The 19,488-nt window shown below is 68.8% G+C and carries 9 protein-coding genes; 5 read left to right on the top strand and 4 right to left on the bottom strand.

What is annotated here, in order from left to right; genetic code table 11:
* Positions 1 to 21: 21 nt before the first annotated feature.
* The gene (locus tag OG866_RS01700) at positions 22 to 1,326 is read right to left on the bottom strand and encodes an ABC transporter substrate-binding protein (RefSeq protein ID WP_329331464.1); all 1,305 of its coding nucleotides are present in this window, start codon (positions 1,324 to 1,326) and stop codon (positions 22 to 24) included.
* Positions 1,327 to 1,472: 146 nt separating this feature from the next.
* Positions 1,473 to 2,507 (bottom strand): LacI family DNA-binding transcriptional regulator, encoded by a 1,035-nt coding sequence (locus tag OG866_RS01695; protein ID WP_329331463.1) that lies wholly within the window; start codon positions 2,505 to 2,507, stop codon positions 1,473 to 1,475.
* A 269-nt stretch (positions 2,508 to 2,776) separates the two neighbouring features.
* On the opposite strand from OG866_RS01695, the gene OG866_RS01690 reads away from it, so the two are divergent.
* Positions 2,777 to 5,710 carry a GH32 C-terminal domain-containing protein gene (locus tag OG866_RS01690; RefSeq protein ID WP_329331462.1) on the top strand — a complete coding sequence of 978 codons (2,934 nt, stop codon included), beginning with the start codon at positions 2,777 to 2,779 and terminating at the stop codon, positions 5,708 to 5,710.
* Positions 5,711 to 5,816: 106 nt separating this feature from the next.
* A complete protein-coding gene (locus OG866_RS01685) occupies positions 5,817 to 8,702 on the top strand; it encodes a GH32 C-terminal domain-containing protein (protein WP_329331461.1) in 2,886 nt (961 codons plus the stop codon).
* A 157-nt stretch (positions 8,703 to 8,859) separates the two neighbouring features.
* On the opposite strand, the gene OG866_RS01680 is transcribed toward OG866_RS01685, so the two are convergent.
* A complete protein-coding gene (locus tag OG866_RS01680; protein WP_329331460.1) occupies positions 8,860 to 10,608 on the bottom strand; it encodes a glycoside hydrolase family 6 protein in 1,749 nt (582 codons plus the stop codon).
* A gap of 619 nt (positions 10,609 to 11,227) precedes the next feature.
* On the opposite strand from OG866_RS01680, the gene OG866_RS01675 reads away from it, so the two are divergent.
* The 3 genes from OG866_RS01675 to OG866_RS01665 all read left to right on the top strand — a co-directional run bounded on the left by OG866_RS01675 (position 11,228) and on the right by OG866_RS01665 (position 16,805).
* Complete coding sequence (locus OG866_RS01675; protein ID WP_329331459.1) at positions 11,228 to 14,146, top strand: glycoside hydrolase family 48 protein; 2,919 nt, start codon at positions 11,228 to 11,230, stop codon at positions 14,144 to 14,146.
* Between the two features lie 248 nt (positions 14,147 to 14,394).
* Positions 14,395 to 15,519 carry a GH12 family glycosyl hydrolase domain-containing protein gene (locus OG866_RS01670; RefSeq protein ID WP_329331458.1) on the top strand — a complete coding sequence of 375 codons (1,125 nt, stop codon included), beginning with the start codon at positions 14,395 to 14,397 and terminating at the stop codon, positions 15,517 to 15,519.
* A gap of 263 nt (positions 15,520 to 15,782) precedes the next feature.
* A complete protein-coding gene (locus OG866_RS01665; protein ID WP_329331457.1) occupies positions 15,783 to 16,805 on the top strand; it encodes a LacI family DNA-binding transcriptional regulator in 1,023 nt (340 codons plus the stop codon).
* A gap of 211 nt (positions 16,806 to 17,016) precedes the next feature.
* Here the strand turns inward: OG866_RS01665 and OG866_RS01660 are convergent, their stop codons facing one another.
* Positions 17,017 to 18,906: a propionyl-CoA synthetase gene (locus tag OG866_RS01660; protein ID WP_329331456.1), complete on the bottom strand. Its 1,890-nt coding sequence runs from the start codon at positions 18,904 to 18,906 to the stop codon at positions 17,017 to 17,019.
* Between the last annotated feature and the right edge of the window lie 582 nt (positions 18,907 to 19,488).

The raw sequence follows: 19,488 nt of genomic DNA, 5'->3' as shown, positions 1-19,488 counted from the left end.
CCCGAACCGGACCGGGGCGGGTCAGCCTGAGTAGTTGTTGTTCGTCTTCAGGTTGTTGTCGATGTTCTTCGCGGCCTGGCCGAGGGCGGTCTTGGGGTCGGCTCCCGCGAGGATGTCCTGGGCCGCCTTCTGGAACTCGGTGGAGATGTAGGGGTAGGCCGGGGTGACCGGGCGCAGCGTCGCGTACTTCTGCGCGAACCGGCCGAGCACGGCGAACTTTCCGCCCGGCCGGTAGTCCTCGATCTGTGTGGCTGCCTCGTCGGTCGCGGGGATGGTGCTGGTGGCCTTGGCGTAGTCGACGAAGTACTTGGTCTGGCGGGAGAACTTCAGCCACTCCTGAGCGCCGTCCTTGTTGGAGCAGGTGGAGCTCATGGCCCACTGCCAGGAGGCGCCGCCGATCTTCGGGCCCTTGCCGAAGTCGACCGGCGGGATGATCGCCAGGTCGTCGCCGAGCTTCTCGGCGTTCTTGGCCGCGTTCCAGCTGCCGTCCCACTGGATGGCGCTCTTGCCGGCCAGGAAGTCCTTGTTGGGGTCGGCGCCGGATTTCTTGGCCAGGTAGCCCTTGGTCACCAACGAGCGGAACCAGTTGCCCCACTCCACGGACTCCTTGCCGTCGAGGGTGCCGGAGGCGGTCTTGTACCCGTCGCGGTCGATGAGGTCGCCGCCGAAGCTCTGAAGCTGTGGGGAGTAGGCGTACGGCCACCACTCGCCGCTGCCTCCGGTGCCCATCTCCAGCGGGTAGGCGAACTTGCCGCTCTTCTTCAGCTTGGCCAGGGCGGCGTCGAACTCGCCCTTGGTCCAGGGCTTGTCCATGGTGGGGATGCGGATGCCGTTCTCGTTCAGGACGGACTTGCGGGCGAAGAAGGCCAAGGAGACGTCGTAGAAACCGAAGGAGTAGAGCTTGTCCCGGTAGGTTCCGACGGTGCTGTCGAGCTGGTCGGACACCGGGACCTCGCTGCCGGCGACGTCGATGGGGGCCAGGTAGCCGCCCCAGGCCCAGTTCGCCACGTTGGGGCCGTCCACGTCGAGCAGGCAGGGCAGCTTGCGGGCCGAGGCGGCGGCCACGACGGAGTTGTTGTAGTCGGTCTGTGGGAACGACTGCAACTTGACCGTGTACTTGTCCTGGGAGCCGTTGAAGTCCTTGATGATCTTCTTGACGACATCGAGCTCGGCCGAGTTGCCGGCGTTGTGCGTCCACAGGGTCAGCGTGTCACCGCTGGCCCCGGACGAGTTCCCGCCACTGCCGGACGCGCAGCCGGCGACGAGTGCGGTCGCCGCCGCGGCGGCTACACTCGCAGCAGCGAGGCGCCTTGTTCTGAACACCACGAGGTTCCTCCATCTCACGGAGGCGGGTCTTGCAGGACCCGCCCTGGGCGACCGGTTGCGACGGTCGCTGTTCTTGGTGGCCGTCCCGCCGCCCGCTCCGGAACCATCGGAACGGGCGGCGGGACGACTGTTTTGCGGTGCCGGTGTCACCGCCCGGCGGGGGCCCCGAGCGAGGCGCGCTCCCGCAGCGGCATGGGCACGCGGTGTACGGCCGCCTCAAGCGGCCCGCCGCGGAGGATCAGTTCCACGGCGAGGCGTCCGAGCTGGTGGTGCGGCAGTTTCAGCGTGGTGAGCGCAGGCCGCAGCACGGAGGCGATGTCCTGGTCGTCGAACGAGATCACCGACACGTCGCCCGGCACCGACAGTCCCGCCTCGCCCAGTGCCTGGTAGGCGCCGAAGGACACCCTGTCGGCCAGGCACACCAGGGCCCGGGGGCGGGTCCCGGCCGCCAGCAGGGCGGACACCTCCCGGTAGCCGTCCAGGGTGTCCCAGTCGCACTCGATGACGCCGTCGAGGCGGGCGCCGCCCTCGCGGAGCACTTCCTCCAGGCCGCGCATGCGCTCGTTGCCGGCGATGATCCCCTCGGGGGTGGCCGGGACGGCCTGGTGGCCGCCGATCGCCCAGATGCCCTCGGTGTGACCGGCCGTCAGCAGGGCGCGGGCCGCGTCCCGGCCGGCCTCCAGTTCGTCGGGGACCACGGAGGGCGCGTCGAAGCCGGGGGCCAGGCAGTTCAGCAGCACGACGCGGCGCCCGAACAGCTCCTTGGGGGGAGTGACGTACCGGGTGAACATCGTCGCGTAGATCACCGCGTCGACCTGGCGGTCCAGCAGCGCGTGGACCAGCGAGGACTCGGCGGCGCGGTCGCCGCCGGCTTCCGTGATGAACAGCAGGTGGTCCTGCTCGCGGGCGGCCTCCATGGCGCCGCGGATGACGTCGCCGGCGAACGGAGTGGTGGTGATCCGGTCCGAGACGAGTCCGATGGTCTGCGTGGACTTCGTCCGCAGGCTTCGTGCGGTGACGTTCGGGCGGTAGCCCAGCTGCCTGGCCGCTTCCAGGACCCGTTCCCGGGAGGCGTCGGAGATGCGCATGTCGGTGCGGCCGGACAGGGCGAACGACGCGGTCGTCGGCGATACGCCCGCCTCGCGGGCGACGTCGGCCATGGTCACGCGGCGTTCGGACATCGGTGGATCAGCTCCGCTCGGCTAAATCGGATTAGCAAGATGCGATGAGAGTGCTTCACCTGTCATGCGGTGTCAACACCCCGGACATCTCGCCTGCGTAACGGTGCCTTTTCATAGCGATTTGCGCACCTCTGGGTGGCGCGAAGTCGAAATTCGTATGCGTTAGCTCTTGCTTTAGCGGCGACGGCGCCCGAACCATGCCGACTCATCACCTAAATCGAATTGGCAGGCCGTCAGGTCGCCCTCTGTCACGCAGCCCAGGAGGCAGCATGAGGAGAAGAACAGCCCTTGGGGTCGTATCCGCCGCAGTCGGCGGTGCCGTCGTACCGCTCTCGTTCGCCCCCGCCTTCGCCGCCACCGGCGATCGGTCCGGCCCTCAAGAGCCCACCGCTCGTTGGGACTTCGACGAACGGTCCGGCGCCCTCACCCGCGAGGCGGTCTCCGGATCGGCCACCCCGGTGGACTACGTCTTCAACGACGCCCGGTACAAGCCCGACAGCGACCCCGTACGCCGCCGTGGCGTGCGCGGCAGGGCCCTGTACTTCGACGGCTACTCCACCTGCGTCACCGCCGAGGGGCCCGGTGGGCTCGACCTCGCCGGCGGTATGACCGTCGACGTGTGGATCGCCCCCTACGCCTACGAGCACGGCATCGACGGCAAGCCTCAGGCCCTGGTCAACCAGCACGACCCGGGCGCGAGGACCGGCTTCCTGCTCGGACTGCGCCGCTTCGGGCAGATCGTCTTCCAGCTGGGCTTCGGCACCGACCTGATCGAGGTCAAGGGCGCCCCGGACCGGCCGGCCGCCAAGGGCAGATGGAGCCACGTCACGGCCACCTACGACCCGCCCGCCCACCAACTGCGCCTCTACCTCGACGGACACCTGATCGGCACCGCCGCCACCCCGGACAAGACCCCCGAGCCGGCTCCCGGCGAACCGCTCCTCATCGGGAAGCACAACCGTCCGACCCTGCTCAACGGCGAGTTCCACGCCAACATGTACATGGGCCTGATGGACAGCCTCGTGATCCGCCCGGGCGCCCTGGACGACGCGACGGCCCAGCGCGAGCACGCCGAGAAGGTCGCCGCACTGCCCGGTCACCGTGTGCCCCGCCCGGACCTGACCCCCCACCGGACCCGTTTCGACGGCGACCGGCACCGTCCCCAGTTACACCTGCTGCCGCCCTGGCACTGGATGAACGAGCCGCACGCGCCCGTGTACTTCAAGGGCAAGTACCACCTCTTCTACCAGCACGATCCGCTCGGACCGTTCTGGGGCCAGATCCACTGGGGGCACGCCGTCAGCACCGACCTGGTGCACTGGCGTGACCTCCCCATCGCCCTCGCCCCCGCCGCGGACTCGGCCGGCCCGGACGGCATCTGGTCGGGCTCCGCCTGCGTCGACGGCGAGCGCGGACCGGTCCTGTTCTTCACCGGCGGCGACGACCGGCTGCCCTACCGCCAGCGCACCGGGCTCGCCGTGTCCACCTATCAGGCCGACGCCGACACCGACCTGCCCACCTGGACGATGCGCTCCGAACCGGTCACCGAAGCCCCGGCCGGTCTCCCGGCCGGCCCGGGAACCGCGTGGGCGGAGAACTTCCGCGACCCGTTCGTCTGGCAGGAGGACGGCATCTGGTACCAGCTCGTCGGCAGCGGCATCGTCGACTACGACGGCGCACAGGTCACCCGCAAGTACGGCGGAACCGCTCTGCTCCACACCGCCCGCAGACCCGAAGGGCCCTGGACGTACCAGGGTCCGCTGCACTGGAACGACCTCGCCGCTCTGCCCGAGCCCGGTGAGGTGTGGGAGCTTCCGGTGCTTCTCCCGCTCCCCGGCCCCCGCGGCGGGCGCACCGGCAAGCACATCCTGCTGATCTCTCCATGGTGGGAAGGATTCAACCCGAACGCCGTCAAGCACACCTACTACTGGATCGGCACCTTCGACAAGCGCGAGCACCGCTTCGTGCCCGACCACGACAAGCCCCGCGAGTTCGACTTCGGTGAGCACTTCACCGGCCCGTCCGGCTTCGTCACCCCCGACGGCAGGTCCGTGGTCTTCAGCATCACCCAGGACCGTCGCACCGAGCAGCAGCACGCCCAGTCCGGCTGGGCGCACAACGCCGGCATGCCCGTGTCCGTCTCCCTGCGCCAGGACGGCACCCTCGGGGTCGAACCGATCGCCGAGGCCGCGAGTCTGCGGGGCCCGCGACTCGCCCGCATCCGGCAGACCTCGGTGGCGGAAGCGAACCGGCGCCTCGCCGACGTCCGCGGCGACCTGCTGGACATCAGCGCCGTCATCGAGCCGCGCGGCGCACGGACGATCACCCTGGCGGTCCGGGCCTGCGCCGACGGCACCGAGGAGACCCTGCTGACCTACGACACGGTCGAGCGGCGTTTCCTGATCGACCGAGGCCGCTCCAGCCTCGACCCGGACGTCCGCAAGGGCATCCACGGCGGCAGCGTGGACCTCGACGGCGGGCTCCTCACGCTCAGGGTCCTGCTCGACCGCTCGATGCTGGAGGCGTACGTCAACGGCACCAACAGCATCACCAGCCGTGTCTACCCCACCCGAGAGGACGCCACCGGCCTGCGCCTGACCAGCGAGGGCGGATCGGCGCGCGTCGTGTCCCTGGACGTCTGGCGCATGAACGGCGCCTACGACACGCCGGCCGCACCCGCCGCGTACGATCCGCCGCGCCCGGCGGACGTCGACGCACTGCCCAACCACGACTTCGCCACCGGCGACCTGACCGGATGGACCGTCGTCTCCGGCACGACCTTCAGCGACGCCAACGTCACCACCCGCACCGACTGGGGCTGGGGCGGACCCTTCTACCAGGCCGAGACCGAGGACGACCCGACCGGCCACCACCTGTGGGGCTTCAACCCCTCTGGAGGCGGCGACGGCGCCACCGGCGTCCTGCGCTCCACCACCGTCGTCCTCGGCGGCGACGGCGTGATCGACCTGCTCGTGTCCGGCGGCGACGACCCCGACCGGCTCTACGCGGCAGCCGTCCGGGCCGACGACGGCAAGGTACTGGCCAAGGCCACCGGCCGCAGCACCGAGCAGTACCGCCGCGTCGTCCTCGACCTCTCCGCACACATCGGCGACCGGATCTGCATCGAGGTCGTCGACCGGGCCGACGGCGGCTGGGGCCACATCAACGTCGCCGACGTCAACGTCCCCGTCCGACGCTCCTGAACCCCGGCCCCGCCCCACATACGCGTAGCACCCGGGCAGTGCCGCGCCTCGGGGCCGGCGTCCCGCTCCGCCCGACCAACCCCACCCCACACCGACGGAGGTTCGTATGCGAACCCGTGCACCATCGCGGTCCACGACCAGAAGCAGTCTGATACGGCTGCTGCTCGCGCTCGCGATATGCCTGGGCCTGACGTCTCCCCTGATGACGCAGAGCGCCGACGCGACCGGAACCAGCCTGTCGAACCCCGGTTTCGAGACCGGCGACCTCAGCGGCTGGACCACCACCGGAACCGCCTTCACCGGGGCCGTCACCGACGCCCCGGGCTGGGGGTGGGGCTGCTGCTTCAACCAGCAGGGCTCCTACCACGTGTGGGGGTTCGCCGCGGGTGGTGACGCCGCCACCGGGACGGTGACGTCCGAGCCGTTCACCCTCACCGGCACCGGCATGGTCAGCGTCCTGGTCTCCGGCGGCCGTAACGAGAACGATCTACACGTCGCCCTGACCACCCTCGACGGAACCGTCCTGTACAAAGCCACCGGCACCGACGACGAAGCGTATCGCCGCGTCACCTGGGACGCCCGCGAACACCTCGGCGAGCAACTGCGCGTCACCGCCGTGGACAGGGCCACCGGCGGCTGGGGTCACATCAACCTCGACGACGTCCGCGTCGGCACCGACCCCGCACCCGATCCCTCCGAGAGCGGACTCGCCGCCCACTGGGACTTCAGCGAGGGCCATGGCACCACGACCAGGGAGAAGGTCAGCCAGGCCGCCGACCCCATCAGCTACGTCTTCAACGACGCGCAGTACAAGCCGGACAGCGACCCGCTCTGGCGCCCGAAGAACGAGGCCGACGGTGTGCTCTCCGGCGCCCTGCTCTTCGACGGCTACTCCACCTGGGTCACCCGGGCCGCGTCGCAGACGCACTTGTCCACCGACGGCCTGACCGTCGAGGCGTGGGTCGCGCCGCGTGCGTTCGAATGGGGCGACGACGGCAAGCCGTCCGCCGTCGTCAACCAGCAGGACAAGGCGGCCAAGCGGGGATTCTCCCTCGGCGTCGGCCGACACGGCAGGTGGCAGTTCGGCATCGGAACCGGCGACGCATGGTACGAGGTGACGGTCCCGAAGTCGGCGGCCCTGGCCGCGGGCAAGTGGGCGCACCTGTCGGCCGTGTTCGCGCCGGGCGAGGGGGCCATCAGGCTCTTCCTCAACGGTGAGCAGGTCGCCCAGACCGCCATCCCCACCAACGCGCGGCTGGCCGAGGCCGACGTTCCCGTGATCATCGGCCGCCACAACCAGCCCGCCATCATCAACGGCACCTTCGCCGTCAACATGTTCAACGGGCTCATCGACGAGGTGAAGGTCCACAACAGCGCCCTCACCCCGGCGTCGGTCACAGCCGGGCACCAGAAGGACGTACAGACCTTCGCGGGCGGCATCACTCCCAAGGCGCGGATGGAGATGGACCGCTCCCGCTACGACGGTGACCGCTACCGTCCCGGCTACCACTTCACCGCCCCGAACCACTGGATGAACGAACCCCACGCCCCCATCCAGTACAAGGGCAAGTACCACCTCTTCTACCAGCACAACTCCCACGGCCCCTACTGGCACAACATCGCCTGGGGACACGCGGTGAGCGAGGACCTGGTCCACTGGCGCGACCTGCCCGTCGCCCTCGCGCCCACAGAGGACAGCGTGGCCCCCGACGGAGTCTGGTCCGGCGACGCCGCCTACGACGAGAACGGCGTGCCCGTCCTGCTCTTCACCGCCGGCAACGACTCCCAGCGCCCCAACCAGGCGACCGGACTCGCCCGCCCCGTCGACCCCGCCGACAGCGACCTGGTCGAGTGGAAGATGCATCCCACCCTCGTCACCAGCCAGAGCGCCGACCTGAACGTCGGCGCCGGACGCAAGGTCCGCTTCGGCGACTTCCGCGACCCGTTCGTCTGGAAGGAGGGAGACACCTGGTTCCAGCTGATGGGCTCCGGCATCCAGACCACCTCGGGCACCGACGTCGGCGGCACCGCCCTCCTCTACACCTCCAAGAACCTCACCGACTGGACCTACTCCGGCCCCCTCATGGTCGGCGACGTGGCAGCCCACCCCAAGACCGGCCAGGTCTGGGAACTGCCCACCTTCCTGCCCATCGGAAAGGACGCCCAAGGCCGCGAGCGCCGGGCCCTGCTCATCAACCCGGCCTTCCCCGCCGGCCCCGGCGAGTACAGCAGCAAGTACGTCTACTACTGGGTCGGCACCTGGGACGCCCAGGCCCGCCGCTGGACCCCCGACACCACCGAGCCCCGGCTCATGGACTACGGCGACCACTTCACCGGCCCCAGCGGAACGGTGGACGACAAGGGCCGCTCCCTCGTCTTCAGCATCGCCCAGGACCGACGCACCGAACGTGCCCACTACGACGCCGGCTGGGCCCACAACGCGGGCCTGCCCATCGAGCTGTCCATGCGGCCGGACGGGGACCTCGGATTCCGCCCCGTGGAGGAGGTTTCCCGCCTTCACACCGGCGAGCCGCTCCTGGACATCAGCGCCCCGACCTCCCTCGCCGACGCCAACACCCGGCTGGCCGGCATCAAGGGGGACATGCTCCACATCAAGCTGACTCTGGAGCGAGGCAGCGCCGACATGTTCGGCCTCGACGTGCTCCGCAGTCCCTCAGACGAGGAACGGACCCGCCTGTTCTACGACGCCCCTGCGGGACAGCTGGGCGTGGACCGGACACGGTCCGGGAACAACTCCAGCGCCGAGCCCAGCTTCGGCATCCACAAGGGCCCGCTGGCTCTCTCCAACGGCACCCTGACCCTCGACGTGTTCCTCGACCGCTCGATGATCGAGGCGTACGCGAACAACCACAAGTCCATCACCACCCGCGCCTACCCCTTCCGACAGGACTCCCTCGGCCTGCGCCTCTTCGGCGACGGCAGCACCGTCAAGTCCATGACCATCTGGAAGATGGGCAACATGACCGGATGACCACCTAGCCCGACCGACCGCACGAGCCGTTCAGCAACTTCGGACACCCACCGCGCCCGGTCCCCAGACTTCACTGGGGACCGGGCCCTGCCTTCCGCTGAGTTGGCGCACTACGGGGATCACATGCGCCGGTGGTACCGGGCCGCGCGGGACAGGGTTACGGCAGGGGCGGGTAGGCGTTCTGCATGAGCTGCTGGAACTGGGCGGAGAACCAGTGCCCGGCGAGCGGTGCGTTGGCCAGCGCGCCGGTGGGGTTGTTGCCGTTGCGGGCGTTGCCGCCGTAGGTGGGATCGCACATCCGGTCGAAGCCCTTGCCCTCGTCGTTGGGGATGGCGGCGCTGTTGCCGTCGGACTCCCCCGGGGGCTTGACCCACACGTAGGCGTCGATCCCGGCGGCGGGCGCCGCGGTGGGTCGCTCACCGATTCCGGCACCGCTCTGGTTGCACCAGTTGCCGGCATGGATGCGCCGGTCGACGCGGCTGCCGTCGACGTAGGCATCCACGGAGGTCAGCGGGCCGGGGCCGGCGGGCCGGGCGGATCCGCCCCAGCCGTTGCGCGAGGTGTCGATCAGCATGCCGAGACCGGAGTCGAACCCGGCCGCGACCAGCTTGTCCCGCAGCCCGAGCGCGAACGACTGCTCGTCCACGTACTGGTTCCAGTCCACCCACTTCGACTGGCGTATGGTCTGCCCGTTCACCGAGTCGGTGACCTTGAAGTTGGGCTCCTTGGCAGGGCTGTAGTTGGCGGTGTTGACGATGAAGCCGGTCACATCGCTCATGCTCGCGCCGTTGGAGGTGGCGACCTTGGCGAACTCCTGTACCGACGGGCCCAGGTTGCTGTCCCAGCCGAGCCATCCGTGGTGGCCCGCGTCGATGTAGTTGTAGACGTTCGCCAGAGCACCGAGCTTGTCCAGGGCGTAGGAGACGCCCTTCTCGTAGTTGCCGTTGCTCTTCATGGTCACGCACGCGTCGGTGGTGGTGTTGGTCCCGCCCGCGTTGGTCACCAGGTTGGGCAGCGAGTCGGGCTCGATGACGGTGGCGATCCGCAGGCCCGCGTACTTCGACTCGGACAGGATCGAGGTGATCGGGTCGATGTACTGGGACTTGTACTTGTCGAGGTCGTTCGGTCCCAGTTCGCCGTTGGAGGCCAGGGCCGCGCAGTCACGACCGGGCAGGTCGTAGATGACCAGCTGGACGACGAGTTCACCGCTCCCCTTCTGCTTCAGCGCCTCGTCCAGGTGAGCGCGCAGACCCATGCCGCCGTTGACGCCGTTGATGGCGGCGATCCGGTCCAGCCACACGGCGGTCGGCTGGCTGGAGATACGGCTGCCGCCCGGCTCGGCGGCCGCCTTCGCGGACCACTCGGGGTTCACGTACACCTTGGCGCCGACATAGGGGTTGGCCGCCTTCGACCCGCCGGGTCCGGGGTCGGTCGGCCCGGGGTCCGTAGGTCCGGGGTCCGTCGGTCCGGGGTCGGTCGGCCCGCCACCGTCCACGTTGCAGGCCACGCCGTCGAGAGTGAACGTGGCCGGAATCGCGTTGGTCCCGCTGTAGGACGCCTGGAAACCGAAGCTGGCCGAACCACCGGTGCCGAGCGTGCCGTTGTAGCTCTCGTTGGCGGCCGTGACGGAGGCGCCACTCTGGCTGACCTTCGCGTTCCAGCCGTTGCTGATCTTCTGGTTCCCGGCGTACGACCACTTCAGCGACCAACTCGACTTGGCCGCGCCGTTGTTGGTGATGGTGACGGCGGCGGTGAAGCCGGTGTCCCACTGGTTCTGCACCTTGTAGTCCACCGTGCAGGGCGCGGCCGCGGTGCTGGCGCCGGCAGGCCCGGCGATGAGCGCGGCGCCGGAGGTCCCGGTGAGCAGGGCCAGCGCGGTGAGCAGTGACATTCTTGTGCGACTCATGAGAGGAGTTCCTTCTCCTTCTGGGTGCGAGCGGCTCCAACGCGGGCAGGCGATCGCCTGCCCGGAGCGGTAAGGGTGCAACTGCCGCCATCAGGGCAGGGGCAGGCGTTCGGTCGAGATGCCCACGGAGTGAAAGCGGTCCCGTCGGATCACTGCGCGGCGGCCATGTGCCCGGTGGTGGACAGGTGTTGGGGTGATGGCGTGCTGGGCGGCCTGCGGTCAGGCGCTGGGCAGCGCTGAAGCGGTAGCCGTGTGCGGGTTCGCCGACGAACGCCGTGTGCCACAGGCGTCGACGAGGCCGAAATGAGCGCAGCCCGCAGGGGCGGCGATGAGAGGTGCTGTGTGCGGGGGGTGCCGCATGAGCGAGTCCTTTCAGCCGGGCGCATCGTGATGGCTGCGCCTAGTGATGGAACCGCTCCCACTGGTGCGACGGACGCTAGCGCCAACGGCCGCAGTTTCACAGGGTGGTTGCTAAGTTTTTTGTACAGCGAATCGGTTCGAACGATTCAACTCCTCAACGTATTGACGTGAACGGTGTCCGTCCTCAATATGGGAGCGCTCCCACTGGTTCAGGCCTTGACCCCCCACCGAGCCGTATACGGCGAGGAGGAACCAGCACATGGATCCCGGACGTAATCGCAGAGCCGCGCGGCGGTTGTGGACTGCCGTCGCAGCCGCGTTCGCCCTTCCCCTGTCCATGCTCGCGACCGGCCCAACGCCTGCTCAGGCGGCGGGTGTTCAGTGCAGCGTCGACTACAGGACCAACGACTGGGGCTCCGGCTTCACCGTCGATCTCACCCTCACCAACCGCGGCACCGACGCCATCAACGGCTGGACCGTGACGTACGGCTACACGGGCAACCAGAAGCTCGTGAACGGCTGGAACGGCACGTGGTCGCAGTCGGGCCAGACGGTCACGGTGCAGAACGCCTCGCACAACGCCACCATCGCCGCAGGTGCCGCCGTGTCCGCGGGCGCACAGTTCGGCTACAGCGGAACCAACGCCGCGCCCACCTCCTTCGCGGTCAACGGCACGCCCTGCAACGGTGCGCACCAGCCCCCGATGACCGTGCTGACCAGCCCCAAGCCGGGTGCGGTCTACACCAAGGGAGACCCGGTCCCGCTCGCCGCTACCGCGGTGGCCGCCGACAACGCCACGATCAGCAAGGTGGAGTTCTACGACGACACCACCCTGCTCGGGACCGACACGAGTGCCCCGTACTCGCTGTCCGTTTCAGATTTGACCGTGGGCAGTCATTCCCTGGTGGCGAAGGCGTACGACAGCCTGGGCGCCTCCGGAGAGTCCACGCCGGTCGGCGTCAATGTCGCGGCGGGGCCGGCCCTTGTCCTGTCGCCCGGCCAACTCGCCGTGCAGCAGGGCAAGACGGGAACCTTCTCGGTGAAGCTCTCCACGCAGCCGGCCTCGAACGTGACCGTGAGCGTGGAGCGTACAAGCGGCAACACCGGTCTGTCCGTGACCAGCGGCTCGTCGTTGACCTTCACGCCGTCCAACTGGAACACCGCGCAGCAGGTGACCGTGACCGCGGACTCCTCGGGGACCGGCGCGGCCACGTTCACGGCAACAGCCACCGGCTACGCGAAGGCGACCGTCGCCGTCACGGAGCTGGCCGCGTCCAAGACGTACGACGCGCGCTTCCTGGACCTCTACGGCAAGATCACCGATCCTGCGAACGGTTACTTCTCCCCGCAGGGCATTCCGTACCACTCGGTGGAGACGCTGATCGTCGAGGCGCCGGACCAGGGCCACGAGACGACATCGGAGGCCTACGGTTATCTGCTGTGGTTGCAGGCGATGTACGGCAGGGTCACGGGGGACTGGTCCAAGTTCAACGGTGCCTGGGCCCTGATGGAGAAGTACATGATCCCCACCCATGCCGACCAGCCCACCAGCGGCTTCTACAACGCCTCCAAGCCGGCCACCTACGCGCCGGAGGCGGACACACCGAACGAGTACCCGGTGAAGCTCGATGCGTCGGTCTCCGTCGGAACGGACCCGATCGCGGGCGAGCTGAAGTCGGCGTACGGCACGGACGACGTCTACGGCATGCACTGGATCGAGGACGTGGACAACGTCTACGGCTTCGGCAACACGCCGGGCGGCGACTGCGAGGCCGGCCCCACGGCGAGCGGGGCGTCGTACCTGAACACCTTCCAGCGCGGTCCTCAGGAATCGGTCTGGGAGACGGTGCCGCAGCCGACCTGCGACGCCTTCAAGTACGGCGGCAAGAACGGCTATCTGGACCTGTTCACCGGAGACAGCTCCTACGCCAAGCAGTGGAAGTACACGGACGCACCGGACGCCGACGCGCGTGCCGTGCAGGCCGCGTACTGGGCTGACGTCTGGGCGAAGGAACAGGGCAAGGGCGGCGACGTGTCGGCCACCGTCGCCAAGGCGGCCAAGATGGGCGACTACCTGCGGTACGCCATGTTCGACAAGTACTTCAAGAAGATCGGCAACTGCGTAGGCCCGACCGCCTGCCCGGCCGGCACCGGCAAGGACGCCTTGCACTACCTGCTGTCCTGGTACTACGCCTGGGGCGGCGCCGCCGACACCAGCGCCGGCTGGGCCTGGCGCATCGGCTCCAGTCACGCCCACAGCGGCTACCAGAACCCTCTCGCGGCCTATGCGCTCAGCTCCTACGCCGACCTGAAGCCCAAGTCGGCGACGGGCGCGGGCGACTGGAGCAAGTCACTGCAACGCCAGATCGAGTTCTACCGGTGGTTGCAGTCGGACGAGGGGGCCATCGCGGGCGGGGCGACCAACAGCTGGCAGGGCCGTTACGCCACGCCGCCGTCGGGCACGCCGACCTTCTACGGGATGTACTACGACGAGAAGCCCGTCTACCACGACCCGCCCTCCAACCAGTGGTTCGGGTTCCAGGCGTGGTCGATGGAGCGGGTGGCCGAGCTCTACCAGCAGACGGGTAACGCCCAGGCCAAGCAGGTCCTCGACAAGTGGGTCAAGTGGGCGCTGTCCAAGACCACGATCAACCCGGACGGCACCTACCAGATCCCCTCCACGCTCCAGTGGTCGGGCAAGCCCGACACGTGGAACGCGTCAAGTCCCGGCTCCAACAGTGGACTTCACGTGACTGTCGCTGACTACACCAACGACGTCGGCGTGGCCGCCGCGTACGCCAAGACGCTCGCTTACTACGGGGCCAAATCCGGTGACGCGACGGCCAAGTCGACGGCGAAGGCCCTGCTGGACGGCATGTGGAACAACTACCGGGACAGCCTCGGCATAGCCGTCCCCGAGACCCGCACCGACTACGGCAGGTTCAATGACAGCGTCGACGTGCCGAGCGGCTGGACCGGCACCATGCCGAACGGTGACGCGATCAACTCCTCGTCGACCTTCCTTTCCCTCCGGTCCTTCTACAAGAACGATCCGGCATGGTCGAAGATCGAGGCTTACCTGAAGGGCGGAGCCGCCCCCGTCTTCACCTACCACCGGTTCTGGGCCCAGGCCGACATCGCACTGGCCATGGGCTCGTACGCGGAGCTCCTCGAATAGCCCCCGCCACGGCTCCGCGTACATGACCCCAGCCGCAGGCGGACGGGGTCACCTGGCCGGACGGCCCCGCCCCCCGGGGCTGTCCGGCACTCCGAAATCAGTGACGGCGCACCCGAATTGCTAGAGGACGACCCCTCACGCTCTTGTCAGGGGCATGCACGCAATCGTGATGGTCCGCATTTTGGGAGCGCTCCCAAATCTCTGGCCAACGCTCTGCCACTTCTTGAAAGCACCCGCGGAGGAACTGCATGCAACCCGTACAGCACAAGTCAGGAACACGAGCCCTGTGGGGCGCCGTGCTGACCGCTCTCGTCGCACTCGCGGCGCTGCTGGGCTCAGCCCCCGCATCGCAAGCCGACACGACGATCTGCGAGACGTTCGGCAGCACCACCATCCAGGGCCGCTACGTCGTGCAGAACAACCGCTGGGGGACCAGCGCCACTCAGTGCATCTCCGTCACGGACTCGGGATTCAGGATCACCCAGGCCGACGGCTCGGTTCCGACGAACGGTGCCCCGAAGTCGTACCCCTCCGTGTACAACGGCTGCCACTACACCAACTGTTCGCCCGGCACGAACCTCCCGGCCCGGCTCAGCTCCATCGCGAGCGCGCCCACGGGCATCTCCTACAGCTATGTGAGCGGTGCGGTCTACGACGCCGCGTACGACATCTGGCTGGACCCGACACCCCGCACCGACGGTGTGAACCGCACCGAGATCATGATCTGGTTCAACCGTGTGGGCTCCGTGCAGCCGGTGGGCTCACCCGTCGGTTCCGCCACCGTGGCCGGGCGTCAGTGGCAGGTGTGGTCCGGCAACAACGGCGGCAACGACGTCCTGTCCTTCGTCGCGCCGTCGGCGATCGACAGCTGGAACTTCGACGTGATGGACTTCGTCCGCCAGGCTGTCTCCCGCGGACTCGCCCAGGACAACTGGTACCTGACGAGCATTCAGGCAGGCTTCGAGCCCTGGCAGAACGGCGCGGGGCTGGCAGTCAACTCGTTCTCCTCCAGTGTGAACCTCGGCGGCGGCACCGGCGGAGGTACGGGCGGCTCGTCGGCCTGCAAGGTGGCCTACGGCACGAACGTGTGGCAGGGAGGGTTCACGGCGGACGTCACCGTGACCAATACGGGCTCCTCGCCCGTCGACGCGTGGAAACTCGCGTTCACCTTGCCGTCCGGGCAGAAGGTCACGAGTGCGTGGGGCGCCGGGATCTCCCCCTCGTCAGGAGCTGTGACGGCCGGCGGTATGGCCTACAACGCGTCCATCGCACCGGGCGGCCAGGTCTCCTTCGGGTTCCAGGGTACGTATGACGGAGCCTTCGCCAAGCCGTCCACGTTCAGCCTCAACGGCACGTCCTGCACCACCGCGTGAGGACACCGGTACGGACCGTCCGGTACCGGCCGTCCTGAGGGCCTGCCCGCGTACCACCGCGCGCACCCCGGCACCGCGGATCCACCCGGCTGACACGTCTACGGCTGGGCGGGTCCGCGGTTGCTTCCGGCGGGCTCCGCCGCAGCGGACACCACGATCGAGACTGTCCTTTCCGGCCGAGCCCGGTCGATCATGTACGGAAGCCATGTGCCCAGGTGCTCCGCCCCGTAAGATCGGTGATCTCGCGGGTGGGAGAGGTGGTCATGACCGGGCGACGACCTGGAGCGCCGACTCTGGAAGAGGTGGCTGCCCACGCCGGGGTGGGACGGGGCACGGTTTCCCGGGTGATCAACAACGCGGCCGGTGTGAAGGAGTCGACGCGCCGGGCCGTCCAGCGAGCCATCGAAGAACTCGGGTACGTGCCCAATCTCGCGGCCCGTTCCCTGGCCGCCCGGCGCGCGGACGCTGTGGCCCTCGTACTCACCGAGCCGGACTGGAGACAGTTCGCGGAGCCGTTCTTCTCGGAGATCGTCCGCTCACTCGGCGATGCGCTGGCGGACACCGGGATGCAGCTGATGCTGACCCTGGTCCGCTCGAAGATCGAACGGCAGCGCTTCCTGGAGTACGCGCGAGGAGGCCGCGTCGACGGCGTGCTGCTGATGTCGGTGCATGCGGACGACAGGCTGCCGGACATGCTCGCCGAGGCGCGGGTGCCGACTGTGCTGATGGGGCGTCGCTCGGGTGACGAGTACGTGAGCTACGTCGACGCGGACAACGTGGGTGGCGCCCGAAATGCCGTATCCCACCTCCTCAAACAGGGCCGCAGGGCGATCGCCACCATCACCGGGCCATTGGACATGTACGCCGCGCAGTGCCGACTGCGCGGCTATCAGGACGCGCTGGCGCTGGCCGGCCAGAACACATCACGGTCCTGGGTCGCGGAGGGCGATTTCTCGGAGGAGAGCGGTCGCCGCGCCATGAGGGAACTCCTCGAACGCCACCCCGAGATCGATGCCGTCCTCGCCGCCTCGGACACCACGGCCGCCGGGGCGCTGCACGCACTGCGCGCGGCCGGACGCCGGATCCCCGAGGATGTCGCCGTCATCGGTTTCGACGACTTTCCCCTGGCCCAGCGCACCCAGCCGCCCCTGACCACAGTGCGGCAGCCACTGGAGCAGATGGGGCGGGCCATGATCAAGCTGCTGCTGGAGGAGATGGAGGAGCAGTCCGTGGCCTGGCGCCACGTCATACTCCGTACAGAGTTGGTCGTCCGGGAGTCCTCCTGACAGCCCTCCGTCCGACAGCGTCATGCCTGTGCCGTCGTGGAGGACCGTGGAGGCATCCGGTCCGACTGAGCAGATTCCTGACCGACGTCGCCATCGAGGCCACTTTGCTCGACAATTGCACGTCAAAGTGCGGAATTCCGCGTCCTGCGATTGCCCTGGCTGGGATACCGACGTCCGCCAGTTCCTGCGAGGTGCGGGCGCTGTCAGCTCTTCACGGGGTGTGACCAGGGCGGTGGAGGACCGGGCGCAGGGCCTCGATGACGCCTGGGTCGTCCACCGTCGACGGGATGGGTTCGTCGCGGCCGTCGGCGATGCCGCGCATGGTCTTGCGGAGGATCTTTCCCGAGCGGGTCTTGGGCAGGGCGGCGACGACCGTGACGTCCTTGAGGGAGGCGACGGCGCCGATGCGTTCGCGTACGAGTTGGACGAGTTCGGCCTCGACCTCGCTCGGTTCGCGGTCGGCGCCGGCTTTGAGGACGACGAAACCGCGCGGGATCTGTCCCTTGAGTGCGTCGGCGACGCCGATGACGGCGCACTCGGCGACATCGGGGTGGGCGGCCAGGGCCTCTTCCATGCTGCCGGTGGACAGCCGGTGTCCGGCGACGTTGATGACGTCGTCGGTGCGGCCCATGACGAAGACGTAGCCGTCGTCGTCGATGTGGCCGCTGTCGCCGGTGAGGTAGTAGCCGTCGTAGGTGGAGAGGTAGGAAGCGACGTAGCGGTCGTCGTCCTTCCAGAGGGTGGGGAGCGCGCCGGGCGGCAGGGGGAGTTTGACGACGATCGCACCGTCGACGCCCGCGGGCACCGGCTGTCCCGAAGTGTCGAGGACGCGGACGTCCCACCCGGGCAGCGGGCGGGTCGGGGAACCGGGCTTGAGGGGAGCGACTTCGATGCCGGCCGGGTTGGCGACGATGGGCCAGCCGGTCTCCGTCTGCCACCAGTGGTCGATCACCGGGACACCCAACAGGTCGCTCGCCCAGTGATACGTCTCGGGGTCGAGGCGCTCACCGGCCAGAAAAAGGTAGCGGAGGTGGGAAAGGTCGTAGCCCGCGGTGAGCGTTCCCTTAGGGTCCTCCTTCCTGATCGCCCGGAAGGCGGTGGGCGCCGTGAACATGGTCTTGACCTGGTAGTCGGCGGCCACGCGCCAGAACTGGCCCGCGTCCGGCGTGCCGACCGGCTTGCCCTCGTACAGGACCGTCGTCGCGCCGGCCAGCAGGGGCGCGTAGACGATGTACGAGTGCCCCACGACCCAGCCGACATCTGAACCGGTGAACATCGTCTCGCCCGGGCCCACGTCGTACACGGCCCCCATCGACCAGTGCAGGGCGACCGCGTAGCCGCCGCAGTCACGCACAACTCCCTTGGGCTTTCCGGTCGTCCCGGACGTGTAGAGGACGTACAGGGGATCGGTGGCGGCGACGGAAACGCAGTCGGCCGACGCCGCGGCGGCGACCAGATCGCCCCAGTCGAGATCGTCGGGCCCCAACTCGGCGTGTTCCTGCGGGCGTTGCAGGATCACGCTCTTCTCCGGCTTGTGGACCGCGAGTTCGATGGCCTGGTCGAGCAGGGGCTTGTAGGCGATGACCCGCTTGCCCTCGATGCCGCAGGAGGCGGACACGACCACCTTGGGGGCGGCGTCGTCGATGCGGAGGGCGAGTTCGCGCGGGGCGAAGCCGCCGAAGACGACCGAGTGGACAGCGCCGATGCGTGCGCAGGCCAGCATCGCGACGGCGGCCTCGGGCACCATCGGCATGTAGATGACCACGCGGTCGCCGTGTCCCACGCCGAGTTGCGCGAGCGCGCCGGCGAATGCCGCCACCTCGTTCCTCAGCTGTTCGTAGGTGTAGACGCGGCGGGTGTCGGTCACGGGCGAGTCGTAGACGAGCGCGGGCTGCTCGCCCCGGCCGGCCGCGACATGGCGGTCGAGCGCGTTGAAACAGACGTTGAGCCGCCCGTCGGGAAACCAGCGATAGAACGGCGCGCCCGAGGAGTCCAGGGCGCGTTGCGGAGCGACATCCCAGTCGATGCCCTCTGCCGCCTTCAGCCAGAAGCTCTCCGGGTCCTCGGTACTGGAGCGGAAGACATCCTCGTACGTTCCCATCGCGCACTCCTTTGTGGCTTCGAGGGACGGTGGTGGGGCTGCTTGCGGAAACGGTGCCGGACACAAGTACCGCACGCCGCCCGGCATGGTCGAGCAAGACACCGGAGACCGGCGTACCGGTCGCCGGCATCACGGTGATGCGGCGGCCTGGCCGGGTCCCCTTTGGGTACGCGCCCGGCGCCAAGGACGAACGAGTGCCGCTGTTCGGGCAGCGGGTGGACCTCGGAGGTGACCTTGAAGTCCCGCGAGGGGCGGCCGAGTTCGACACCATCATCGGCGAGGGTCTCGTACTCGCCGTAGTGGACGGTCGTGGGCGGCAGGCCGGTCGGATCGGCGTTCGCGATCCTGATCGCGGGGTCGGCGCCCTTGGGGATGGCCCACAGGGCAGGGGCACCGTTCGCGTCGAAGGCTTCGCGCTCACGCTCGCCAGGAACTCCGCGGACTCGTGTGCCCCTGGGCGTACTCCCACGGCGGTACTCCTTCTCGGACGGGCACGCGACGAGGCTTCCCCCGCGGAAGCCGGCGGAGCTGTCCGCGGTGTTCATCGACGCGGACGTCATCGAGGTCGTCCGCCGACGGTGG

Origin of the sequence: Streptomyces sp. NBC_00663, assembly GCF_036226885.1 — a bacterium.
GTDB lineage: Bacteria > Actinomycetota > Actinomycetes > Streptomycetales > Streptomycetaceae > Streptomyces.
This window is presented reverse-complemented; position numbering and strand designations above follow the sequence as displayed.

Excerpts from the sequence above, each read along its gene's own strand:
- OG866_RS01695 (WP_329331463.1), bottom strand. The coding sequence starts at position 2,507 with ATGTCCGAACGCCGCGTGACCATGGCCGACGTCGCCCGCGAGGCGGGC.
- OG866_RS01690 (WP_329331462.1), top strand. The coding sequence starts at position 2,777 with ATGAGGAGAAGAACAGCCCTTGGGGTCGTATCCGCCGCAGTCGGCGGT.
- OG866_RS01685 (WP_329331461.1), top strand. The coding sequence starts at position 5,817 with ATGCGAACCCGTGCACCATCGCGGTCCACGACCAGAAGCAGTCTGATA.
- OG866_RS01680 (WP_329331460.1), bottom strand. The coding sequence starts at position 10,608 with ATGAGTCGCACAAGAATGTCACTGCTCACCGCGCTGGCCCTGCTCACC.
- OG866_RS01675 (WP_329331459.1), top strand. The coding sequence starts at position 11,228 with ATGGATCCCGGACGTAATCGCAGAGCCGCGCGGCGGTTGTGGACTGCC.
- OG866_RS01670 (WP_329331458.1), top strand. The coding sequence starts at position 14,395 with ATGCAACCCGTACAGCACAAGTCAGGAACACGAGCCCTGTGGGGCGCC.
- OG866_RS01665 (WP_329331457.1), top strand. The coding sequence starts at position 15,783 with ATGACCGGGCGACGACCTGGAGCGCCGACTCTGGAAGAGGTGGCTGCC.
- OG866_RS01660 (WP_329331456.1), bottom strand. The coding sequence starts at position 18,906 with ATGGGAACGTACGAGGATGTCTTCCGCTCCAGTACCGAGGACCCGGAG.